The organism is Clostridium ljungdahlii (assembly GCF_001636845.1).
GTDB lineage: Bacteria > Bacillota > Clostridia > Clostridiales > Clostridiaceae > Clostridium_B > Clostridium_B ljungdahlii_A.
This window is the reverse complement of sequence record NZ_LITT01000011.1, coordinates 409,979-431,468: the sequence shown is the minus strand read 5'-3', so window position 1 is coordinate 431,468 and position 21,490 is coordinate 409,979. Positions and strand designations below refer to the sequence as shown.

Below are 21,490 nucleotides of genomic sequence, written 5' to 3'. Positions count from 1 at the left end.
TTAATCTTCATTTTTTCTTCACATGAGACTTATATAATAGAGCACAAATAATGAAAAATGATTGTAAATAATAATTTTAAATAAAAATTGAAGGAGTTGTTGTTTAGTTGCATACTTTAGTTTGTGTGAAACAAGTACCGGATACTACAGAAATTAAAATGGATCCAAAAACAAATACCTTAGACAGATCAAGTGCACCTACAATTATTAATCCTTATGATGAACATGCTGTAGAAGAAGCTGTAAAAATTAAAAATAAGTTTGGTGGTAAGGTTTCTATTATTTCTATGGGTCCACCTCAAGCACAGGAAGTTATTAAAAAGTGTATTGAAATGGGAGCAGATGAAGGGTATCTTCTTTCAGATAGGGTCTTTGCTGGATCTGATACCCTAGCTACAAGTTATATACTTTCAGTAGGAATAAAAAAAATAATGGAAAAGGAGCCTATTCACTTAGTATTTTGTGGAAAGCAGGCTATAGATGGAGATACTGCTCAGGTTGGACCAGGTATCGCATCTAGACTTGGTATACCTCAGTTAACCTATGTGCAAAAAATAAAATCTTTAAATTTAAAAAATAATACTGTGGTAATATACAGAAAAATTGATAATGGTTATGAGGTTGTTGAATCAAAACTTCCATGCTTAATCACAATAGAAAAAGATATAAACGATTTAAGTTTTTCTCCACTACCAAATATGATCAGAGCAGCTCGTTATAAATCAACAGCTTGGGGAATTAATGATTTTGAAGCAGACATGAGTCAGTTAGGACTTAAAGGTTCTCCAACTTCAGTTCGACGTATATTTCCTCCACCTCAAAGGTCAGGTGGAAAATTATTAAAGGGCAATGTTGATGAAATGGTAAAACAGCTTACAGATAGCTTGAAAGGAGGAATAGTTAGATGGCAGTTATAATTTCAAATTCCTGTATTGGATGTGAATCATGTATCCCAAGTTGTCCATTCGATGCTTTGGAGATTAATGGGGAAAGTAAACTAGTAGTTAGTAAAGAAAAGTGTATTGAATGTGGAAAGTGTGTATCTGTATGTCCAGTTTCTGCATTAAGTGTTTTAGATGGCAAAAAGAAAGCTAATGATACTCTAAAGAATGATACTAAGGAAGATAACAAAGTTTCAAAGTCAGAAAAGCATACTGGAGATGTATGGGTTTTTGCAGAACAATTGGAAGGTGAGTTAGCCTCTGTTACTCTTGAACTTATTGGTGCTGCAAGAAAGCTTGCTTCGAAATTAGGGGTAAAAGTATGTACAGTTTTATTAGGTGATAAAGTTGAAGCTATAATATCTGAGCTTTTTTCATATGGCGCAGATACCATATATGTTATAGACGATGAAGTATTTCATTTCTATAGAGCTGAGACTTATAGCAGAGCTTTCTGCTATTTAATAGATAAGTATAAACCAGAAATATTGTTAATGGGAGCAACAACTACAGGTAGGGATTTAGCTGGTGCCGTTGCAACTGCAAAGAAAACTGGACTTACAGCAGACTGTACTCATCTGGACATTGACTTAGATAAAAGAGTACTACTTGCCAGTCGTCCGGCCTTTGGAGGAAATATAATGGCCACTATTGTATGTGAAAAACGTCGTCCTCAAATGGCTACTGTTCGCCCAAGAGTTATGCAGATGCCAGAATCTAAAGTAAATAAAACAGGCTCTATAGTTAAAGAGACCTTTAAAATTGAAGAAAAATCTCTTAAAACTAAAGTTGTAGAAATTATTAAGGAACAGTCAGAAAATGCAAAACTTGAGGATGCTAAAATTATAGTTTGCGGCGGAAGAGGTGTACAGAATGAACAAGGATTTAAATTGCTGGAGGAACTAGCAAAAGTCATTGGGGGAGTAGTGGCAGGAAGTCGTGGTGCAGTAGAGAAGGGATTGGTAGATCATAAACGTCAAGTTGGGCAGACAGGTCAAACTGTATCTCCAAAGCTATACTTTGCTATAGGGATTTCAGGTGCAATACAGCATACCGTTGGAATTCAGGGAGCAGAAACTATAGTTTGTATAAATACAGATACTGAATGTGAAATGATGAAGCTGGCTACCTACGGAATTCAGGGAGACATATTTGAAGTATTGCCTAAGCTAATTATTAGTTTTAAGGAAGCACTTGGAGATATTTCAAAAGCAAAAACTAGAAATTTATCTGCAATTACAAAGGAGGTTTAAAGATTGGCTGAAAAATTTGATGTTATTGTTGTAGGTGCCGGAGTTTCAGGGCTTGCAGCAGCATATGTAATGGCAAAAGAAGGTCTAAATGTTATTGTTATTGAAAAAGGTAAATATCCTGGCTCAAAAAATGTTATGGGTGGAGTATTATACCGCCACATGATGGAAGAAGTTATTCCAGAGTTTTGGAAGGAAGCACCTCTTGAGCGTCCTATTGTTGAGCAAAACTTTTGGCTTCTAGGTAAAGAATCGGTAGCGAAAACAGGTTACAGAGGGATAGAATGGTCAAAGCCTCCTTATAATAATTTCACAGTCTTTAGAGGCAAGTTTGATCAATGGTTTTCAAAAAAATGCATAGAAGCTGGTGCGCTAATTGTAAGCGAGACCGTTGTAAAGGAATGTATTGTAGAAAATAATAAGGTGATTGGAGTTAGAACAGATAGACCAGATGGAGATATTTATGCTGATGTGGTTGTTCTTGCCGATGGGGTTAACTCATTACTAGCTAAAAGTCTTGGCTTCCATAAAGAATGGCGTAAGGATCAGGTAGCTCTTGCAGTTATGGAGGAATTAAAGCTTCCTTCAGATAAAATTGAAGAAAGGTTCAACTTGGACAAAGGTATGGGTGCAACCATAGAAATGTTTGGTGATGGAACCTTAGGAATGGTAGGTACAGCTTTTATCTATACCAATAAGGAACATATATCTATTGGCTGTGGAGCTTTGCTTTCACAGATGAGTGAGAGAAATGTTAAGCCTTATGAGTTATTAGAATATATAAAACAGCACCCTGTTATAAAGCCTTTAATTGCAGGAAGTGAAGCAAGTGAATATTATGCACACTTAATTCCAGAAGGAGGATATAACAGTATACCTAAATTAGTAGGAGATGGAGTACTCGTAATTGGTGACTCAGCACAGTTTGTAAATGGTATTCATAGGGAAGGATCAAATTTAGGAATGACCTCCGGACGTTTTGCTGCTGAGACTATTATACAAGCTAAGAAACTAGGCAAATTCAATGAACAGACACTGTCACGTTATCAAGATTTACTTAAAGAAAGTTATGTTATAAAAGATCTAAAAAAATATAAGAATGCATCTACAACTATGGAAGAAAATCCGCACTTCTTTAATCATTATATACCAGCAGCTAACAAGGTAATGAGTGAAATGTTTACTGTAGATGGAGTATCAAAGAGTAAAAAGCAAAAATTAGCTATTAAACACATGGCTGGTGGAAAATCTATATTAAGTATGGGTATGGATGGATTTAAAATATGGAGGGCGATGAAATAATGGAAGATACAAAAGTAAAAGCTAATATTGATGATAAATTATTTTTAAATACTTATAATGTGGATACTCTTTCACACCTAGCTATAAAGGATCAGGCAGTATGTGAGAATTGTAAGGAAAAGACCTGCACTTTCATTTGCCCAGCCCATGTTTATGAATTTAAGGATGGACATATTACTGTTGGTTATGAAGGTTGCCTTGAATGTGGGGCCTGTCGTATAGCTTGTTCTCATGATAATATTGATTGGAGCTTCCCAAGGGGAGGCTTTGGCATACAGTTTAGATTGGCATAACAGAATTATGTGTTAAATAGAAACAAAAAATCTGAGATGTGATAAATGCATTTCAGATTTTTTATTTTAATTATAGTTTGCTAATGGCTAGTAAAATCCACTGCACTTAGTACATATAAGGAGGTTTCATTTATTTGTCAAGACCAAGGAACCGGAACTGATTTGAATGGTATCTTTAACTATGCAAGGAGTTTTCTAATAGAAAAAGCACTTCGTGAAGATACAATTATTAGAAGCTATATGGAATGGAAAAGGATATGGCTATAATGCAGTGTATACTATTCATGTAAATACCAGAGACTATAAGAATATTTTTAAATTCGTTCCTTTATAACTGCGTTAGGTTTCATATAAGTAAAAACAATTTTAGACACTTCTACAGCAGTATTTACAGGATTACTACTGCATATTCTTGTAGTATTTGATGTAAGTGGACATCTGTTTGAGTTCTGATACATTATTTTCCTCCTAAGAACTTATCTGTAGATATTATATGGTTAAAATATATATTTAATGATAGATATATGGCATAATACTAAGAAGATTGTGACTTAATTACAATATTTGAATATAATTTTTAATTACGTCAATAATTAATGTTGTATTAATTACAAAGGGAGTGAAAATGTGGAAAAGAGTGTTATACATAAATTTTGTGAAAAAATAAAAGACTATTCTTTTTCAATTGATTACTGGGATGGATCAAGTGAAAATTATGGTCAAGGTGCTCCTGCCTTTAAAGTTATATTTAAAGATAAAATTTCTGGAATGAAGATGTTAAAAGATCCTTCATTAGCTTTCGGAGAAGCTTATATGGATGGAATTATTGATTTTAAAGGTAATCTTGAACAAATTGTTGAAACAGTCTACAAAATTAAGATTCCTTTTTTTGAAAAGAAAGGTTTCCATGGAGTACAAAAATTCTTTGCTAGTGAAAATAAATCAACTTCTCTAATAAATCAACGAAAAGATATTGAGCACCATTATGATTTGGGAAACGATTTTTATGAACTGTGGTTGGATGAAACTATGAGCTATTCCTGTGCTTATTTTTGTTCACCAGAGGATTCTCTTTATCAGGCTCAATTACAAAAAATTGATTACATACTAAAAAAACTACAGCTGCATCCAGGAGAAACATTACTAGACATAGGTTGTGGGTGGGGTTGGTTGATTATTCGTGCTGCACAGCAATATGGAGTAAAAGCTTTAGGTATAACCTTGAGTGAGAAACAGTATACCAAAACAAAGCAGCGTATTGCCGAACTTGGGTTAACAGGACAGGTAGATGTAAAATTGATGGATTATCGAACCCTTGCAGAAAGTAATGGTGGTAAATTTAATAAAGTAGTCAGTGTTGGAATGGTAGAGCATGTGGGAAAAGCAAACTTACCTAAGTATATGCAGGCAGTAGATAAACTTCTTGTTCCTGGAGGTATATCTGTTTTACATTGTATTACAGGAAAGATCGAGATGCCTTGTAATCGATGGATTCGTAAATACATTTTTCCTGGGGGGTATGTCCCTTCAATTCGTGAGTTAATTTGGCTTTTACCCGAAAACGACTTTCACTTATTAGACACAGAAAGTCTGCGATTACATTATGCAAAAACTTTAGAACATTGGGCAAAAAACTTTGAGAAGAATATAGATTGTATTCGAGAAAAATATGGTGAACGTTTTGTTAAAATGTGGAGACTATATCTAAATTCTTGCGCTGCATCTTTCCGTGCTAGCGATTTAGACATTCACCAAATTATTTTCTCTAAAGGACTTAATAACAAATTGCCAATGACAAGACACTACCTTTATCGATAAATTTACATTAAAGCATTTTTAAAGATTATTTACATTAAACCTAATAGAGATTTTTATTTTGCAGTATAATATCATTAAATAGTAAAGTGTACTACTTTAATTTACGTAGTACACTTTACTTTAAATTCTATAAACTTTTAAATACTAGTCATGTTTCTGCATTTTGCAGTATATTGACGATATGTATCTTCGCATACTTGACAATGATAATTGTCTTTAATCAAAACAATTATTATTTTACATTATACATACCATGACTATTCATATAATTAAAGAGGTCTTGACCATGTTGTTGTTCATCATGTTGAATATGTTGAAGCGCTTGCCTTATTACAGGATTTACAGCTTCGAAAATTCCTGTGTCATAAGTACCTGATACATATTTTTCAGTTGCTAATAAATCACTGCAAAGTACTTCATCACCTGCATTACTCATAGCTCCCTGATAAGATGATTGCTGCATTTGTCCTCCTTGAGCCATAGGTTGCTGACCATGACTGAGATTAGGTTGTTGTCCTTGAAGCATTTGATCAATAATATTATAGTGATGTTGCTCCTCTCCAGCAAGCTTATTGAAAAGTTGTTTCAATTGGGAATCCTGAGCTTGCTCTGCATAGTTTTGATATTTTTTTATACAAATTCCCTCTTGATGTTTTTCATCTTCTAAAAGCATTCTTTCTTTTTGACTAAGTTGTATTTGCATAATACCCCTCCTGTATTCCTTATTGATACTAAATGATTATTAATCATTCAGCCTCCAGCATATATTTTAAGCAATAAAAATAATATTATACACTTAGAGTTTAGTAGCGGAAATCTTAAATTCTATTGGATATATTGTATTACTTATATAGTAAAAGTTTTTTATTGAATATAATGATTCTAAAAATATCATACTAAATATGAGTTTTTTAGAAATAATAAATTAAAGTATATGGTCCTAAAATGCATAGCCTTATAAGTCCATCTACACCACAAAATCAAGAAAATTAGATAGAAATGACTAAAATCCCAAATACTTCCAAAGTTTTATCAAAAACTCATTTATATGCTGGTATCATCATTATTATCCTGGCAGTTATTCTTTCAGGACTACTTGAAAAATAATTACCAATGATAATAGTTTAGGAGGCATGAAGATTAATAATCTTCATGTACTTTTGAGGAATACAGGAGGGTTTGCTTTGAATTGGAATTCATTTATGGAAGGAAGTAAAAATTTATCAGCGTTTGCTTTGGCTTTAAGGGCTGTTATACTTTATATTGCATTGATTATTGCAACTCGCTTGATGGGTCACCGTCAAGTAGGAATTTTGTCAGGTCATAACTATTTGGTAGCCGCTGGAATTGTCAGTTTAGCTGCTATTAGAATGTTAAATCCAGAATCTTCTCTTACTTCTGGATTAGTAATTACTTTTGTTTATGCCTTTGTAAATATCTTTTTGTCTTATTTAGATATAAAATGGCCTAATTTAATCGATCGAAAACCAACAATTCTTATGAAGGATGGAATAATACTCAGGCAAAATATGCTTGATTGCCATGTAACACTGGATAATTTATTAGGACAATTAAGATTAAAAGGAGCTCATAATCTATCAGAAATTGATACCATTGTACTAGAGCCTTATGGAAAAATAAGTATTATCAAAAAGCCTGAAGCATTACCAATTACAAGAAAACAGATGAACTTACCACCTAAAATGGCAGCACTACCTACAATTCTTATTTATGATGGAAAAATAGACGAAAAAAATCTTCATGTCATGGGATTGGACCATGATTGGCTAATGACAAAATTAAAAGAAAAGGGCATTACCAATCCAAAAGACATATTTTTAGCTATGCTTGAGTCAGATGGAACAATCTACATGAGTATATAGTAAAGAAGGGATGACAATGGAATTATTAAAAGATGTATTTGGAAGTGCTAAGGAAATTAGCCCATTTATATTTACTTTACGTAGTATTGTAGTTGGAATTTTGCTATTCCTAGAAGGAAAAGTTTTACCACACCGAGCTGGAGGCCAGTTTGCAGGCTATGATTTTGCATTTTTCTGGATGATGGGTGGAGTAACAGCAGCTCCATTATTTGAAGCTAAAATAAGTTTTATTAATACTGCTGTTATAATTGTTGTGATATACAGTCTTCATTATCTTATATCCTATATAGCTGTAAAAAATAGAACTTTTGCTAAGGTTGTAATGGGAAAATCAATACCATTAGTATCCGGTGGGAAGATTCTCCGACCTAACATGGCAAAAGCTTTCTTTCCATTAGAATTACTATTATCTGATATACGTAGCATAGATGCCCCTAATCTTAGTGAAGTGGAAGCTGCAGTTTTGGAAACCAGCGGTCATGTAAGTGTTCTAAAAAAATCAGATTATCAGCCTGTAACTCCAAAGGATTTAAATATTCAGACCATGGGTGCTGGTCTTCCAACTCTCCTTATCAATGAGGGGAAGATTGAAGAAAAAAATTTAAAAGAATTAGGATATGATGAGAAATGGCTGAAAGATGAATTGCTTAAAAAAGGTATTGCAAATGTAAAAGATGTTTATGCCGCATTAATTGATTCGTCAGGAGAATTATACTATTCTGTGATTACTGAAAAATAAGGAGGTTATAAAAATGCTTACTGAACAAGAAATAATGAATAATGCTTTTAAGAAAATGCAATTCCATGAAGACGGCATGGCAAAAAAATATGCTTCTATGTCAGGACAAATTAACGATCCAAAGTTAAAGCAAATGTTAAAATCAATGGAACAGGGATCACGTAATCACTACAATACATTAACACAAACTATGTCAAAGTTTTCAATTGTTTAAATCTTAGACGTGACATACGTAAAGGTATGTCATCCTTAATTAAAGGAGTGATACTTCATGAATAATATGGACTTTTTACACGATTCTTTACAGGATGAAATGATGTTACAATCTATGTATAATAAATACATGATGGAGATTAGTAACCCAGAAGTACGTCAGCTTTTCACCCAACTAAGGGATGCAAAAATGAAAAATGTCTCTCAACTTCAGCAAGAAATTAAAACCATGATGGAGCAAGGAAAATCTTAATCCGAAAGAAGTATATAATGAAACTGTTGATGATAAGTTGGCGTTAAAATCCGAAAATGAGAATAAGTTAAATGAACTTAATAAAAATAAAAATGATCAAAAAAAGCTAATAGAGCAAACTAAACAGCAGCAGAGACAATATGCGTTGGCTGAACAAAATGCTGTGAGTACAGCTGTAAACCAGGTCGCTAATATAAGAAGTGAAGCACCTAAGATAACTCTTTCTAGAGGGGGGGCATCTATAAGTAATGATAATGTTGTAGCGTATGCTTCAAATTTTCTAGGAACACCATATTTATGGGGTGGAACTACACCTAGTGGGTTTGATTGTTCTGGTTTCACTCAGTATGTATATAGACACTTTGGAATTTCTGTAGGAAGAACTACTTATGATCAGATAAATGATGGAGTAGGTGTATCGAGAGACCAATTACAGCCAGGAGACTTAGTTTTCTTTGGTAAGGATGGTAACCCTACTCATATGGGTATGTACGTGGGTAATGGTGCAATGATACATGCTCCTCATACTGGAGATGTAATTAAGATTTCTCCAATTAGTAGGAGCGACTATATAACAGTTCGCAGGGTTAAATAATGTGTAAATTTATGAGCGTATGGACGAATTTTAAAAAAATAAAATCTCCATATTTCCTCCACATTTATTAGCTATAATTAACTCAAATAATAAATTAAGAACAGTAAAAAATTAATATTTTAGGGGGAAATTAATATGTTTTGCGGATTTGGAGGTTCAGGTTTTGGATTTAGCCCATGGATGTCTATGATGATGGCTATTAGAATATTAGTATTCATAGTTTTAATAGTACTTGGAGTTAAGTTTATAAAAAGTTATACACCAAACTCTAATGGCGCTTTAAAAATACTTGATGAAAAGTTTGCTAATGGAGAAATTAGTGAAGAAGAATATACTAAAAGAAGAACTATTATAACACAGAAGAAATAAAAAATTTAACTTCTAGAAAAAGCTAACTGTATACCCTCTAGTTTTTACAACTAGAGGGTTGATTTATATTTATTAATAATGACGGTTTGACATATGATAAAATATAGTAAAGTTTAAAAACAAGATGTTATGGTAAAGAGGTGTTAATAATGAGTGATATAAAGACAATATTAGTAATTGATGATGAACCTAAGATTGTTGAAGTAGTAGAAGCCTATTTAAAAAGGGAAGGCTTTGATGTGTTAACTGCTGAAGATGGTGAAAAAGCGTTAAAATTATTTAAGAATGAAGTGATTCATCTAGTTGTTTTGGATTTAATGCTTCCCAAGGTATCAGGAGAAGAGATTTGTAATAGAATAAGAGCGACATCTGATGTGCCTATAATTATGTTAACAGCCAAATCAGAAGAAGATGATAAAATTGAAGGGTTAGCTATTGGAGCAGATGATTACTTAACTAAGCCTTTTAGTGCTCGTGAATTAGTTGGAAGAGTAAAGGCTCTAATAAGAAGGTCATACAGAGAGTCAAGTCCTCTAGCTGATTATCTGATCTTTAATAACGGTGATTTAGAGGTAGATGTAAATAAAATGAAAGTAAAGAAGGCTGGTCTGTACATAAGCTTAACTACTAATGAATTTAAAATATTGTTAGCATTGTTAACGAATCCAGGACAGGTGTTTTCAAGGGAACAATTAGTGCAGAAAGCTTTTGGAGTAGATTATGAAGGGTTTGACAGAACTATTGATAGTCATATAAAAAATATAAGACAAAAAATAGAGGATAATCATAAAGAACCTAAATATATTATTACTGTATACGGTATGGGATATAAATTTGTAGATTAGCAAGAGACATAATAATTTAAAATATTGTAGGTTTATAATGAGTGGGGTGGACTGAAATGAAAATGTCCTTGATGAAAAAGTTATCTGTAGGCTTTCTTATCACTGTATTAGGTGCCATATTAATAGCAGGCTTTGTCTCAAATTATATGGTGGGAAAAAAGTTCGATAATTATTTAGTAGATGAGCAGAAAGATAAAGTAAATAAAATCGTAGCTACTGCTCAGGATTTATATAATGATAAAACTGGATTTACGAATTCTAATAAAGACGAACTATTACGATATGCTGTATTAGAAGAACTTTATATACAAGTAAAAGATACAAGTGGAAATATAATATTTGATTCAGGTAATTCTCATCTTCAGCACAAAAACATGATGGAATCAATGATGGGAAACATGATGAAAAATGGGATGGGTAAATATTCAGATATGAGTGCAGGAGAATATAAGGAAGAGACACATTCTTTAGTAAAAGATAAAAAAAATATTGGAACAATAATTGTTGGATATTTTGGAACCTCATATCTAAGTCAAGGGGCACTGACTTTCAAAATGACATTAAACCATTCCTTTATACTTTCAGGTTTCATAGCATTAATATTTGGATTAGGAGTAAGCTTTATTTTAGCTAAACAACTTACGAAACCATTAGTTAAAATAACTAAAACTGCTAATGAAATGAGAAAAGGAAATTTAGCTGTTCGTTCAGAAGTTAAAAGTAAAACTAAGGAAATAGAAGAACTTTCAGCTTCAATAAATTATTTAGCAGAAACACTACAAAACCAAGAAATGCTTAGAAAAAGATTGACTTCTGATATGGCACATGAAATTAGAACACCTCTTACTACGCTTAAAACTCATGTAGAAGCATTAATAGATGGTATATGGGAACCAACAGAAGAGAGACTTCAGAGTTTTTATGATGAAATAGAAAGATTAACAAGCTTAGTAGATAATCTGCGTAATTTAGCAAAGTTGGAGCAAGCAGATTCAAAACTAAATAAAACAAAATTCAACTTATCAAGTGAATTAGAAAAAATTATATTAAGCTTTGAGCTTTTATATTCAAAAAACAATTATACTATTATGTTTAATATTGATAAAAATATATGGGTGTATATGGATAAGGATAAGTTGAAGCAGATAATGCATAACTTATTATCAAATAGCTATAAATATTTAAAATCCCGGGGGAAAGTATTAGTAGAGCTTAAGAGAGAAAAGGAAGGCATTTGCATTAAAGTTCAAGATAATGGAATAGGTATTCCAGAAAAAGATATACCTTATATTTTTGAGAGGTTTTATAGAACTGATTTATCCCGAAATAAAAATACAGGTGGCTCAGGAATAGGGCTGACTATTACTAAAAGTTTAGTAGAGTCTCACGGTGGAAAAATAAGTGTGGAAAGTAAAGAAGAAGAGGGAAGTACATTCATAGTACAATTTCCTAAACGGACAATTTGTGAAATTGGCAAGAAGGGGTAGTAACTACTTCTCCTTATATTTTTTTCTCGAAGATTTCTTCTCCATATTTTCTACACAATTAAAACTTATAATAAAAACATAGAGAAGAGAAAATAAAAAGGGGAGATTCTTATGAAAAAGAGATTAATTGTTTTGATAACAGCAGCAATATTAGCTATAGGAGGAATTTCAGTAGCTTATGCACAAGGAAAAGATTATATAAATTCTAATAAAGTGAATGACAATGTAAGTTACCAAAATACAAATAATTTTAATAATATGTTAAAGATTATGAGAGAAAATGGCTTTAGTGATGAGGCAAAAGCGATGGAAAATAACGATTTTGATTCTATGAATAAATTTATGAGCAACCTAACAGATGAAGATTATAAGAAAATGATTGATATAATGAAAGCCAATGGATATGCTCCAATGGCAAAGATGATGGAATCTGTTAGCAAACAAGATATGATAAATATGCATCAATCTATGATGGGAAGATAGCAAATGTAATAAAAGGTGAAATTTAGTGATAGATACTAAGTTTCATCTTTTATTATATTTATAAGTAAGCTTTATTAATTATTATTTACTACTAGTACAAAATATGGTTAGAGATAATGTGATTTTATTTAGATTTTAAGTTAACAATAAACGATTGTTGTAAACATACCGCCAGAAGGTTCAGTTCCGTTATTAGACATGTGGTGAGGTATATATATTTATAATTCTAGTAGGTGCTATTGGATTATTTATTTACTATAATGTTCACAGTGTCGTATAAAAACGTTAAAGGCAGGCAGAATACATAAACAGGTATTTGCCTGTCTATTATGTTTTAAAATATAGGCAACAATTTGAAGAGTGTTTATAAACCAGGTACTTTTTAAAATACTGGATTAAGTTTTTCTTTTGTTATTTATCTATAATTTCTACTATACAATTCTACAGGAAGAGCTAAGTTAGCCTGAGATGGCTTGAATGAAGAATTTACAATGGAGGATAAAGTATGCTTAATAAAATAAAGAAGGAGTTATTCTTACAGGGTTTGTACGGTGAAACAAGTGCTAAAATCATAGAAGAAAGAGTTAATGCATTAAATGGGGTTAGTGACGCTATTATGGATTTTGAAAACCAAACACTTACTATACAAATTACTAATGTTAATGATATTGATTCTATTATAATTAAAGCAAAATATATTATACAAGATAAGGAACCTCAAGTTGTTGTTAGAATAAAGTAACATTATTTAGAAATAAACGATACAGTTAGTTTTTAATTTACTAATAAAGACTTTAAAAATGAAGGCATATAACTCACGATTGCAAACAGGAAAATCCTGATAAGAGCTATAAGCTGTAGATAATAATTTTAGAGTCCAAATTTTGGCACTCTATACTGTAATTGAAAAAATTGAATACGTATTCATTAAAAGAGAAGAAATAACGTTATAATATTACTGTGTGGGATAGTCCGTAGCAACATACAGCATACACATGTGGTGGAGAATGGTTAGATTACCTTTGAATGGACTTGTTGAAATTGAATGTATCACATTGAAAAAGTAGTTTGTGCAAGATAAAACTATTAAATACTAGTGATTCTAGAGATTTGTTTATTATAGGAGACCGTTGCAAAATGCGACAGTCATTTTTGTGTAACAAAGTAAACCACTTGCTTAGCGGTTTATTTTGTTACACAAACAATCTGTAGGTAGAATTCTTCTACCTACAGATATTTTTTTAAGCACCTTGTTTGAAATCATTTTCAAATTCGTCAATTGAATCCTTTAATAAAGTTACAGTATATGCCATAGAAGGCCCCCCACCAAATGCTACTGCAACCATAGCCGCATCCATTATTTCTTCTCTATTTGCGCCTGCTTCTAAAGCCTTGTAAACGTGAAAAACTATACAATATTCGCATCTATTGTATGCCCCAATAGCTACACTGATCAATTCTTTTGTTTTTGTATCTATAGCTCCTGGTTTGTAATTAGTTTTTAAAAGGTGCATGAAAGCATTTACTTGTTTACCGTTAGTTTGTCCTACCTCTTGTAAGCCGCCCATGAAGTCATTTAAAATTTCCCTTGGATTCTTTGCCATAATAAATTCCCCCTATACTAAAATATTTGCAATGCTTACCGTTAGTATAGCAAGTATTTTAACGCATTGCAATACTTTATAAAAATATTATTTATAACTAATTAAGGCTACTGTAATAAAAAACATCAGTACAGTAGCCCCAATTAGGATTTGCAGTATGTATATTTTCTTAATCATCTGCATTTTCAGCCATCTTATTTAAAACTTTATTAAAAATTTCAAATTCTTCATTACTTATATTTTTAGAAAAAACTTTGCTCATTTCCTCTCCAATTGGGAGTAATTCCTCAATTCTTTTTTTGCCTTTTTCAGTTAGTAACACATAAGTAACTCTTCTATCTTTCTTATCTTTAACTCTTTCTACAAATTGTTCCTTTTCCATTCTATCTATTAGTCTAACAACAGTTGAATCTTTTATATCCATTTTTTCACCTAGGTCACTTTGACTCATTCTACCATCTCTTAACAAGTAATACATAACAAGCCATTGAACTCTGGTTGAACCAACTAAAACTAATCTTTCATTCATCTTATCTGCCATTTTCTTAGCAACTTTATTCGTAATAAAACACACACATGTATCAACATCGAACATTTAAACCTCTCCTCGTATAAAAGTTAACATTAATTATTATACTATAAAATTTTTATATAATTAAATAGAATTTTACTTTGTTAAATTAACGTTTAGCATAACACTGAAAAAATTTTAATATCGTATGCGATACACTATTCTATATATTTCAAAGAAGTCTTAATTTCGTAGACTGTTTCAACAATTTGTTCAAGATTGCCTTTAAAATCAATGGTTACATTAATATAAGCTTCTCCGAAAGCTAGTGAAGGATCTTTTAATATCTTTATCCTAGAAATTTCATATTTAAATACAAATTTGAAGGCATGATCACTTTCAACATAATTTTTGATTGATCTATCCCAGTAATTAATTGAAAAAGAATAGTTTCTGCTTTTTTATTGTAAAATTATCAGATTTTACGCTTCTTGAATGGCTAAAATAGCTCGAGCAATGTATTCTTAATTAACCAATTAGGGATTTTTTCACTAATTTATACATTATCTTCATAAAATCTACATATTAGTTATATATAATATAGCAGAATTTGATAAATTGTAGATTATTTATAAATAAACTTAAAGTTGTAAAAATATGAGCTTGTGGAGTGGTATACAGATATACTATACAAGATATTTAAGCAAGTTAAAGAATATAGAGGAAGGAGTGATGGTGTAGAGGTATTAAGCAAAAGATCACTTGTAATCAGATGATTTAGTTTTTTATTCAATGGACAACTATCACCACATAGCCATGTTTGCTGATAACAGGACATATTCGTAAATTTCGTGCTGAAGATATGGTAAATTTTTTGTTCAGTGATTACCGAACATCTAGGATAATAAAATAATAATTTAAAAACTACTCTATCGATAAAAAGGCTAGGAGGAATGAGTTTGAAGTCTATAAAGGGTATTACATTATTCACTTTGTCAATATTGTTTTTAATACTTTCTGTTTCAAGTAAGTGTTTGGCAGCAAGTGATACAGATTATGTGGATATTAACTCTAAAATTAGTCCTGTTTCAATAAATAAGGTATTAACTGTAAAGTTTAATAATAGTTTAAATAGCAATACAATAAATAATAATAATGTTTTGGTGCAAGATGAAAATAACAATGCTATTAACGTAAATGTTAATATAGGAGATGATAATAAATCTATAATAGTTTCACCAACAGACAATTATGAATATGGAAAAAGTTATACATTGATTGTAACAAAGGGAGTGCAATCTTCTACAGGAAAAAACTTATTAAAGCCAGTGAGGATGAAATTTATAACAGTAAGTGAAAATATAGGAGAGTCTCCAATAAACTATAACTATTGATGCTGGACATGGAGGATATGATTCTGGAGCAGTTGGCCCTACAGGAGTTTTAGAAAAAAACATTACATTGCCTATAGCGTTAAAAGTAGGAGAAATACTATCTAAAAATGGGATAAATGTTGTCTATACAAGAACATTTGATAAAGTAGCTTGGCCATCTAATGAAGGGGAAGATCTTCAAAAAAGGTGTGATATATCAGATAAGGTTAATGCAGATTATTTTGTGGCTATACATGCTAATAGTGCGGATGTATCAAGCGTTAATGGATTGGAAACATATTATTTTCAAGGTAGTTCAAAAGGACAAAAACTAGCAGAATCAGTAGAGCAGGAGTTAGTACAGGCAACAGGATTAAAGGACAGGGGTGTAAAAACTGAAGGATACTATGTTTTAAAAAATACAAATGCTGTAGCTATATTGACAGAGATTGGATTTATAAGTAATCCTGAACAGGAAAAAGTTTTAAATACTCCCGAATATCAAAATAAATATGCCGAAGCAATTGCTACAGGTATTCTCAAGTATTTAGGAATGAAAAAGTAAAACAACTATAAAAGAATTAGGTACTGTAATTAAATATAGAAAACTAAGAGTAGAGAGATTAAAAAAATAACAGGTAGCTAATACCTGTTATTTTTTTAATCTTCATATCTCCTTCATAATTCAGGATTATAATCTAAATAAAGCACATTTAAGATGAGGAGGAATTTAAGTATGATTTTTACTAATGCATTAGATATGGGTAGGGGGGGACACCTTTACTTAAACTTAGTAACCTTTTAGATGATAATATGGCTGAGGTATATGTGAAGCTTGAAAAGTTTAATCCAGGTGAAAGTATAAAAGATAGAGCAGCTATTGGTATGATAGAAAAGGCAGAAAGAGAAGGTATTATAAAGCCAGGAGATACAATAGTAGAACCTACAAGTGGTAATACAGGAATCGCTATTGCTATGATAGGAAAGTTAAAAGGCTATAAAGTAGTAATTGTTATGCCAGAGACTATGAGCTTAGAAAGAAGGAAATTGATGAAGGCTTATGGTGTAGAACTTATTCTCACAGATGGAACCAAGGGAATGAAGGGAGCTATTGAAGAAGCCATAGAGTTAGCAGAAGGTAAAGAAGGATACTTTATACCGCAGCAGTTTACAAATATAGCTAATCCACTTAAGCATTACGATACAACAGCAGAGGAAATACTAAACGATTTAGGGGATATAGATGCCTTTGTAGCTGGAGTAGGTACTGGTGGAACTATTTCAGGTGTTGGCGAAAATTTAAAAAAACATAACAAGGATGTAATAATTATAGCTGTAGAACCTGCAAAGTCGCCAGTAATATCTGGAGGACAGCCATCTCCCCATAAAATTCAAGGTATAGGTGCAGGTTTTATCCCTGAGATTTATCAGGTGCTAATATAGCAGCAGCTATAAAAATCGCCAAAGAATTAGGAAAAGGTAAAAAAGTAGTTACTGTTGCTCCAGATGGTGGTGAAAAGTATCTATCTATGGGCCTTTATGATTAATTGTTAGTATTTCATAAAAAAGTAATGTAGTTGTAATTATTTACTAAGTAAAAAGTATTTTAATAGAGTAAAACTATAGTAAAGAGAAAGGTAGGTAAAAAACCGTAAGCAACAAAAGAATTTATTATAGATATATAACAAAAGCCTATTATGTAATATCTATGAACACAGAATCATAAGAATATGTATCTATATATTTATAAATTTGCAGCGGTTAAGGTATTATATTATGAATATAGCATTTTTTTTGACACCTAAAGGTGAAGTAGTGTGTGAAAATATAAATTCAACAATGAGACAAGCTTTAGAAAGAATGGAGCACCACAGATATACAGCTATCCCTGTTCTAGATGATAAGGGAAAATATGTAGGCACACTTACAGAAGGAGATTTGTTATGGAAATTAAAAAATACCCCTAGCTTGGATTTTAAGAATAGTAATAAAGTGAGATTAAATGATGTACCTAGAAGGATGATGAATAAACCTGTTCACATTAACTCTAATATAGAAGATTTGTTTTATACCTCCGTAAATCAGAATTTTGTTCCTGTGGTAGATGACGAAGATGTATTTATAGGTATAATAAAGAGAAGTGATATAATCAATTATTGCTACGAAAATCTTTTCAAGAAGGAATTAGAAGAAAGGCAAAATATATGTTCATAAAGTTTTTTTATAAACACCAACTTGTGCAAATATAGAGCTGATGCAGTTCGAAGTACACCTCAAATGTTATATATATATATACAACATTTGAGGTGTACACTTTATGATTCATTTCCCTACAGTAGCATTTGTAATTTCTAAAAATAATATATTAAATTAGCCATAGCATTGTCCTATGATATGATATGAAATTTGACACAATCCTGTCTAAGTCTTTTAAATTTAAGTCTATTATAGAACTAATTCTAGATTGTTTATTTGCGTTAAAAATCTACATAATATTTTCGTAACATATATATATAATTACTATAAATTGAAAATAATATTGATTTTTCGAATAAATTGACTTATGTAATGAGGAATACTATGATATAATAATGACTGTAATTCTTATAATTAAAAGGATATTTTACTAGATATGAGATATAAAAGTAGAGTATCTTTCTTTATAAAATTATTAGATAATTGTGGGGGGATCATAAATGAAAATATTTAAAAACTTAAAAATTGCACCAAAACTTATAAGTTGCTTTTTATTAATATCACTTCTTATGGCAGCAGTAGGTACTATAGGAATATTACAAATAAAAAAGATAAATATAAATTCAACTTCTATGTATGAAGATAATCTATTGCATATAAGAAAAGTAGGGGCATTGAAAGAAAATTTTCTGCAGATACACTCTAATTTAATCTCTCTTTTAACTACAAAAGATTCGTCAAAAAAGCAACAAATAGTAGATGAAATAAATAAATTAACAGAAGAGGATATGGCTATATCAAAAGAATTTAAAGATACTAATGCAACAGGTCAGGAAAAGGAGTTGCTAACCCAATTTAACAAAAATCACAATGACTACATGATGGCACGTAAAAAATTTATGGAATTAATAGATTCAAATAAATATGATGAAGCTCAGATGGCTTTTAATATGGTGCTAGATGCAAGACAAAAGACTTTTGACAGCATTAATGAGCTTATAAACTTAAATTTAAAAGAAGCTCAAGAAGCTAACGAAATTAATAAAACAATATATAAGACAGCATTTAATACTATGGTTTCTATCGTAATATTTGGTTTTATCATTGCTATACTGCTAGGAATATTAATATCAACATCTTTGTCAAAAGCAATAAATAAGGTTCTTATATTTGCGAATGCTTTGGGAAATGGCGATTTAACTAAGAGAATTGATGTTTATGCAAAGGATGAAATTGGTAAGCTTTCTGAAGCTTTAAATAAAGCTGTTGAAAATACTCGTAATTTAATATCTACAATAATTTCAAGTTCTGCTAACATAAGTAGCTCCAGTGAAGAGATATATTCAACTATAGAAGAAATCTCTGCAAAAATGACTAATATTGATAAATCAACTAAGGAAATATCATCTGGAACAGATGATTTAAGTGCAACTTCAGAGGAAGTAAATGCTTCAATTCAAGAGATAACTTCAAATACGACGGAGCTTTCAGACAAAGCTAAAGATGGTGATAAAGCATCAAATGAGGTGCAAGCTCGTGCAACTGAAATAAAGAATAAAGGACTAAAGGCTATTGATATCTCTCAAAAAATATATAAAGAAAAGCAAATTAATATAGTTAAGGCTATAGAAGATGGAAAAGTTGTTGAGGAAATCAAGGTTATGGCAGATTCCATAGCAAATATAGCTTCTCAAACTAATCTTTTAGCACTTAATGCTGCTATTGAATCGGCAAGAGCAGGAGAAATGGGGAGAGGATTTGCAGTAGTCGCAGATGAAATACGTCAGCTTGCAGAGCAGTCAGCAAGTAATGTTTCGAGCATTCAGAATGTTATAACACAGGTAAATGAAGCTTTCAATAACTTATCTAATAATACACAGGATATACTAGCTTTTATTGATAATAATGTAAATCCAGACTATGAATTGTTTTTAGAAACCGCAGAAAAATATGAGAAAGATGCTGCTTTTATAAAAGCTATGTCAGAAGAAATAGCAAGTGGTACCACACATATATTAAGTTCTATAGAACAAACTAGTTTGGCTGTTGAAAATGTATCAACAACAGCTGAGCAATCTGCATCAAGTTCTGAAGGAATACTAAACAGTGTTGATGAAACAAGTTATGCAATTGAAGAAGCAGCTAAATCAGCTCAAAGACAAGCAGAATTAGCTGAAGAGTTAAATAGTTTAGTACAGAAGTTTAAAATATAAATTTCAACTAATATTTTTTAAAATTTAAGTTAGATAAAGACTAGTTACTATAGTTTAATAGGTGCCCTTAAGGAAATAGAGGTGAGAAAATGAGCTTTCGTACAATAATAAAGCTTATGGATATAAAAACTCTTGTTGCGGGAATTGTCCCTGTAGTGCTAGGTACGATTTATTCAAGGTATGCTTTCGGAAAGTTTAATATTATTTATCTTATATTGTTATCAATTTCCATGATATTGATTCAAAGTGCCACTAATATGATTAATGATTATTCTGATTTTAAAAGTGGAGCAGATAGCAAAGAAAAAGGGAATGAAAAAGCTCTAGTAAGTGGTGAGGTTACTCCAAATCAAGTTTTAGGTATTATATGCGTATATCAATTTATTGCTTTTCTAATTGGTATTTTTATAGCTAGCCAAACAAGTTATTATATTTTACTAATTGCGGCTGTTGGTGAAATTATTTCAATTTTATATGCTTGTGGACCTTTACCTATTTCATATACTCCAATAGGTGAAATTGTATCTGGAGTAACTATGGGAATAGGTATAACAACAACGGTTATTTATATTTATTCTGGCATATTTAATTTAAATACAGTACTTATAGCAGTTCCTACTGCAGTTTTTATTGGTACTATATTACTATCTAACAATTTAAGTGATATAGAAGAGGATAGAAAAATTGGCAGAAAAACATTACCCATACTGATAGGAATTAAAAATTCTGAGAGACTGTGGATTTTTAGTGTAATAATGTTGCTTGTACTAACATTTACTTTAATGATAATAGGTATTTATCCTATTATTGTATTAGTAGCTGTTATTTTATTATTTCCTTATAAGTCAATTTCTAATTTTTTATCCTATGATAAGAGTATCTGTACAAAAGGCAAAACAATGGGGCTTATAGCTCAGGTCGGATTAAAATATCACTTAGCTGTGATTATTGGATTATTAATATCGATTATGTTCAAGATAGGCATCTAATAATAGCGACTTCTAAAAAAAGACTACTCTAAGAGATGCGTAGGATTATAATTTAATAGTAAAATAAGAAACCTCTTTGTGATTTAGTGGATTTTACGGGAAACCATAATACAAAGAGGTTTTGTATTGCTTT

23 protein-coding genes and 2 pseudogenes are annotated in these 21,490 nt (G+C 31.2%); 21 read left to right on the top strand and 4 right to left on the bottom strand.

Going from position 1 to position 21,490, the window contains the following annotated elements; all coding sequences use genetic code 11:
• The first annotated feature begins 125 nt into the window (after positions 1-125).
• Genes WY13_RS07305 through WY13_RS07290 form a run of 4 tightly spaced genes read left to right on the top strand, consistent with a single transcriptional unit; the run spans position 126 to position 3,786 of the window.
• Positions 126-917, top strand: coding sequence for an electron transfer flavoprotein subunit beta/FixA family protein (locus WY13_RS07305; protein ID WP_242866353.1), 792 nt, complete (start codon positions 126-128; stop codon positions 915-917).
• Positions 905-2,194, top strand: coding sequence for an FAD-binding protein (locus tag WY13_RS07300; protein ID WP_063555030.1), 1,290 nt, complete (start codon positions 905-907; stop codon positions 2,192-2,194). The genes WY13_RS07305 and WY13_RS07300 overlap by 13 nt, the downstream gene beginning before the upstream one ends.
• A 3-nt stretch (positions 2,195-2,197) precedes the next feature.
• Positions 2,198-3,493 (top strand): FAD-dependent oxidoreductase, encoded by a 1,296-nt coding sequence (locus WY13_RS07295; RefSeq protein WP_063555029.1) that lies wholly within the window; start codon positions 2,198-2,200, stop codon positions 3,491-3,493.
• Positions 3,493-3,786 (top strand): ferredoxin family protein, encoded by a 294-nt coding sequence (locus tag WY13_RS07290; protein WP_063555028.1) that lies wholly within the window; start codon positions 3,493-3,495, stop codon positions 3,784-3,786. The genes WY13_RS07295 and WY13_RS07290 overlap by 1 nt, the downstream gene beginning before the upstream one ends.
• 314 nt (positions 3,787-4,100) lie before the next feature.
• On the opposite strand, the gene WY13_RS20920 is transcribed toward WY13_RS07290, so the two are convergent.
• Positions 4,101-4,244 carry a hypothetical protein gene (locus tag WY13_RS20920; protein ID WP_156498988.1) on the bottom strand — a complete coding sequence of 48 codons (144 nt, stop codon included), beginning with the start codon at positions 4,242-4,244 and terminating at the stop codon, positions 4,101-4,103.
• A 169-nt stretch (positions 4,245-4,413) separates the two neighbouring features.
• Here WY13_RS20920 and WY13_RS07285 point away from each other — a divergent pair, with 169 nt between their 5' ends.
• On the top strand, positions 4,414-5,604 hold the full coding sequence (locus WY13_RS07285; RefSeq protein WP_063555027.1) for an SAM-dependent methyltransferase: 1,191 nt from the start codon (positions 4,414-4,416) through the stop codon (positions 5,602-5,604).
• 232 nt (positions 5,605-5,836) lie between these two features.
• On the opposite strand, the gene WY13_RS07280 is transcribed toward WY13_RS07285, so the two are convergent.
• Complete coding sequence (locus WY13_RS07280; RefSeq protein ID WP_063555026.1) at positions 5,837-6,307, bottom strand: spore coat protein; 471 nt, start codon at positions 6,305-6,307, stop codon at positions 5,837-5,839.
• Positions 6,308-6,737: 430 nt separating this feature from the next.
• Between WY13_RS07280 and WY13_RS07275 the strand changes: the two genes are divergently transcribed.
• The 10 genes and pseudogenes from WY13_RS07275 (at position 6,738) to WY13_RS07230 (ending at position 13,213) form a co-directional block, all read left to right on the top strand.
• Positions 6,738-7,487, top strand: coding sequence for a YetF domain-containing protein (locus tag WY13_RS07275; RefSeq protein WP_242866352.1), 750 nt, complete (start codon positions 6,738-6,740; stop codon positions 7,485-7,487).
• Positions 7,488-7,503: 16 nt separating this feature from the next.
• A complete protein-coding gene (locus WY13_RS07270) occupies positions 7,504-8,226 on the top strand; it encodes a YetF domain-containing protein (RefSeq protein WP_063555025.1) in 723 nt (240 codons plus the stop codon).
• Positions 8,227-8,239: 13 nt separating this feature from the next.
• A complete protein-coding gene (locus tag WY13_RS07265; protein ID WP_063555024.1) occupies positions 8,240-8,440 on the top strand; it encodes a hypothetical protein in 201 nt (66 codons plus the stop codon).
• Positions 8,441-8,497: 57 nt separating this feature from the next.
• A complete protein-coding gene (locus WY13_RS07260; RefSeq protein WP_063555023.1) occupies positions 8,498-8,692 on the top strand; it encodes a hypothetical protein in 195 nt (64 codons plus the stop codon).
• A 31-nt stretch (positions 8,693-8,723) separates the two neighbouring features.
• Positions 8,724-9,287, top strand: a pseudogene (locus WY13_RS07255) (C40 family peptidase); the annotation flags it as partial.
• A gap of 135 nt (positions 9,288-9,422) precedes the next feature.
• A complete protein-coding gene (locus tag WY13_RS07250; protein ID WP_063555021.1) occupies positions 9,423-9,656 on the top strand; it encodes an SHOCT domain-containing protein in 234 nt (77 codons plus the stop codon).
• Between the two features lie 149 nt (positions 9,657-9,805).
• Positions 9,806-10,501 carry a response regulator transcription factor gene (locus WY13_RS07245; protein WP_063555020.1) on the top strand — a complete coding sequence of 232 codons (696 nt, stop codon included), beginning with the start codon at positions 9,806-9,808 and terminating at the stop codon, positions 10,499-10,501.
• Between the two features lie 56 nt (positions 10,502-10,557).
• On the top strand, positions 10,558-11,988 hold the full coding sequence (locus WY13_RS07240; RefSeq protein ID WP_063555019.1) for a HAMP domain-containing sensor histidine kinase: 1,431 nt from the start codon (positions 10,558-10,560) through the stop codon (positions 11,986-11,988).
• Between the two features lie 111 nt (positions 11,989-12,099).
• Entirely contained in the window at positions 12,100-12,471 is a 372-nt protein-coding gene (locus tag WY13_RS07235; RefSeq protein ID WP_063555018.1) for a hypothetical protein, read from the top strand.
• A gap of 505 nt (positions 12,472-12,976) precedes the next feature.
• On the top strand, positions 12,977-13,213 hold the full coding sequence (locus WY13_RS07230) for a cation transporter (protein ID WP_063555017.1): 237 nt from the start codon (positions 12,977-12,979) through the stop codon (positions 13,211-13,213).
• A gap of 499 nt (positions 13,214-13,712) precedes the next feature.
• Here WY13_RS07230 and WY13_RS07225 read toward each other — a convergent pair whose 3' ends face one another.
• Complete coding sequence (locus tag WY13_RS07225) at positions 13,713-14,075, bottom strand: carboxymuconolactone decarboxylase family protein (RefSeq protein WP_063555016.1); 363 nt, start codon at positions 14,073-14,075, stop codon at positions 13,713-13,715.
• Between the two features lie 169 nt (positions 14,076-14,244).
• Positions 14,245-14,670, bottom strand: a complete 426-nt coding sequence (locus tag WY13_RS07220) for a MarR family winged helix-turn-helix transcriptional regulator (RefSeq protein ID WP_063555015.1) — start codon at positions 14,668-14,670, stop codon at positions 14,245-14,247.
• Between the two features lie 875 nt (positions 14,671-15,545).
• Between WY13_RS07220 and WY13_RS07215 the strand changes: the two genes are divergently transcribed.
• The 6 genes and pseudogenes from WY13_RS07215 (at position 15,546) to WY13_RS07190 (ending at position 21,357) form a co-directional block, all read left to right on the top strand.
• Positions 15,546-15,980: an Ig-like domain-containing protein gene (locus tag WY13_RS07215; protein ID WP_063555014.1), complete on the top strand. Its 435-nt coding sequence runs from the start codon at positions 15,546-15,548 to the stop codon at positions 15,978-15,980.
• Positions 15,970-16,524: an N-acetylmuramoyl-L-alanine amidase gene (locus WY13_RS07210; RefSeq protein ID WP_082848423.1), complete on the top strand. Its 555-nt coding sequence runs from the start codon at positions 15,970-15,972 to the stop codon at positions 16,522-16,524. Before WY13_RS07215 ends, WY13_RS07210 begins: the two co-directional genes overlap by 11 nt.
• A 171-nt stretch (positions 16,525-16,695) precedes the next feature.
• Positions 16,696-17,506 (top strand): annotated as a pseudogene (locus WY13_RS07205) (PLP-dependent cysteine synthase family protein).
• Positions 17,507-17,735: 229 nt separating this feature from the next.
• The gene (locus tag WY13_RS07200) at positions 17,736-18,173 is read left to right on the top strand and encodes a CBS domain-containing protein (RefSeq protein ID WP_063555012.1); all 438 of its coding nucleotides are present in this window, start codon (positions 17,736-17,738) and stop codon (positions 18,171-18,173) included.
• A gap of 482 nt (positions 18,174-18,655) precedes the next feature.
• Positions 18,656-20,368, top strand: a complete 1,713-nt coding sequence (locus WY13_RS07195) for a methyl-accepting chemotaxis protein (protein ID WP_063555011.1) — start codon at positions 18,656-18,658, stop codon at positions 20,366-20,368.
• Between the two features lie 89 nt (positions 20,369-20,457).
• Complete coding sequence (locus WY13_RS07190) at positions 20,458-21,357, top strand: prenyltransferase (protein WP_063555010.1); 900 nt, start codon at positions 20,458-20,460, stop codon at positions 21,355-21,357.
• Positions 21,358-21,490: the final 133 nt, after the last annotated feature.